At 66.6% G+C, this 1,852-nt stretch carries 3 protein-coding genes; 1 reads left to right on the forward strand and 2 read right to left on the reverse strand.

From position 1 onward, the window contains the following. The coding region (locus tag KDH09_13965) for a hypothetical protein (protein ID MCB0220802.1) at positions 1-488 on the forward strand (488 nt) is incomplete at its 5' end. Between the two features lie 29 nt (positions 489-517). Here KDH09_13965 and KDH09_13970 read toward each other — a convergent pair. Together KDH09_13970 and KDH09_13975 are read right to left on the reverse strand one after the other, a co-directional pair. Then, positions 518-1,258, reverse strand: a complete 741-nt coding sequence (locus tag KDH09_13970; protein ID MCB0220803.1) for a hypothetical protein — start codon at positions 1,256-1,258, stop codon at positions 518-520. A 326-nt stretch (positions 1,259-1,584) separates the two neighbouring features. Then, the coding region (locus tag KDH09_13975) for a hypothetical protein (GenBank protein ID MCB0220804.1) at positions 1,585-1,852 on the reverse strand (268 nt) is incomplete at its 5' end.

Here is a 1,852-nt window from a genome sequence, read left to right on the forward strand (position 1 = left end):
GCGCCGACGGCGACTTCCGCGTGGAAGTGGAGGGCGAGTCCGGTTTCACGCGCGAGCTCGAAACCGAAGCGCTCCCCAGCGGCGCCTGGCGCGCGCGCGACAGCAGCCCGCTGCTCCTGGCCGGCGGACGGTGGCGCTACCGCCTGCTCGGCCGCGAGCCGGGCGAGGACTGGGCTGAACTGCGCACGCTGACTCTCGACCTGAGCGCCGCCGTGGCGTCGCTCGCCCCCACCTGGCCGAACCCGTCGCGCGGCGCAGCCCGCGTGGCCTTTCTGCTCACTTCACCCGGCAAGGCCACGCTGGACATCATGGACACGCGCGGCCGTCGTCTGCGCCGCCTCGTGGACGCGCGCCTCGCCGCCGGTCCCCAGGAACTCACCTGGGACGGTCGCGACAACGTGGGCCGCGAGCTCCCGGCCGGCGTCTACTTCGCCGTGCTGCGCAGCGCGGGCATCAGCCAGAGCCGCCGCATCGTGCTGATTCGCTAGGGCGACCCGCCCCCGGGGGCGGGTGGGGGCTACTCGTAGTGCTTGCCTGCGAGTCTTTCAAACCCAACCCGAAAGATTCGAAGCCGCGAGGCAGTCGTTGGGAGGTTCAACACCGTGGCCGCGAATAGAAATGCGTTGATGCCGCGGTGGTAGTGGTTCCATAGGGACTTCATGTGTACCTCAATCCGAGGTGTTCCCATCATGCCGGCGAGGTGAAAACGCCCAGGAGCCCCCCCGTAGAGGTTCAGCGCAGCCACGGCGGATCCGTGTACAAATCCTGAATACACCTGTGCAGCATCCCGCATCAACTCAGCGTGCTTGCCAGGCGACAGGTCAACCGATCCAGCTCGGTCGATGTAGCTACGAATGTCCTTTCGAGTCGGGGACCCTTGCCGTTTGATCACATGCGGGATTCCGTTACGAAGCTCGAACTCCTCCTGGAAGAGGGCAGCAAGGAACTTCTCATGAAGCTCACCTTGCCCTCCTGCGATGCCGAGGCAGAGGAAGGACACATCTTCGGTGTGGTCGTTCACCACTCGTTCCAGGATTGACACCTCGTTCACCATCCCCAGCCGGAGAAGCGCCTGCGCTGACCGCAGGGCGCTGACAATCGATACGAGCTTCACGATCACTCCCTGCTGGGCCGTCTTCTCCTGGAACCGGTAAGCCTGCCGTCCTCCGACTTCGACCATCTGAGGCATAGGAACCAGCGCAGCGATCTCAGCAAAAGCCCGTTCCATCTGGGAGATTGCTTCGGGAAACGTCTCCATGTGCACCCCCCGGACCGTCGCCAGTGCGGTGATGGTCAGATGGCCCTAAGCGTTCTGGTCTTGAGCAACCGCTTCGTCTACCCTCTCGGCACGCGGCGAGCAGAGCAGCCGACGAGCTTCCCTTCTGCCGGCGGGAATCTCTGCAGACAGCCTGCCCACCCGCCCCCGGGGGCGGGTCGGGCGCTCCGCCCACAGCCAAGCCCGCCTGCAATCTGTAGAAAGCCCAGCTGCCTGCCTTGCGGTAGATACTAATGTATAGTATACTGCTTGGGCCGTCAAGTTGATGAATGGAGAAAGAACCAACCCGCCCCCGGGGGCGGGTACGGCTACGCCCCCGCCCCCGCTGCCTGGGCACCGCCAAGCGCAGTCCGAATCGCCGACTCCACCGCCGGCGTGGCCTTGAGCCAGCGCAGGCGGCAGCGCGGGTTCGACGCGGCCCAGTCGCGGAAGAGCGCCGCCGCGGCGGAGGGCGCGAGCGTCGGCACGCCGCGGAAGTCCAGCCACAGCTCCGAGAAGTCGGAGAGGCCCGCCATGAGTCGCCGCACCTGGTCGGGGGTGGCGAGTCCGTCGCGCGCGCCGGGGAGCAGTTCCACC

It is taken from the genome of Chrysiogenia bacterium, assembly GCA_020434085.1.
Lineage (GTDB): Bacteria > JAGRBM01 > JAGRBM01 > JAGRBM01 > JAGRBM01 > JAGRBM01.

Bases quoted from the DNA above. Each gene is read 5' to 3' on its own strand.
- KDH09_13970 (MCB0220803.1), bottom strand. From the start codon at position 1,258: ATGGAGACGTTTCCCGAAGCAATCTCCCAGATGGAACGGGCTTTTGCT.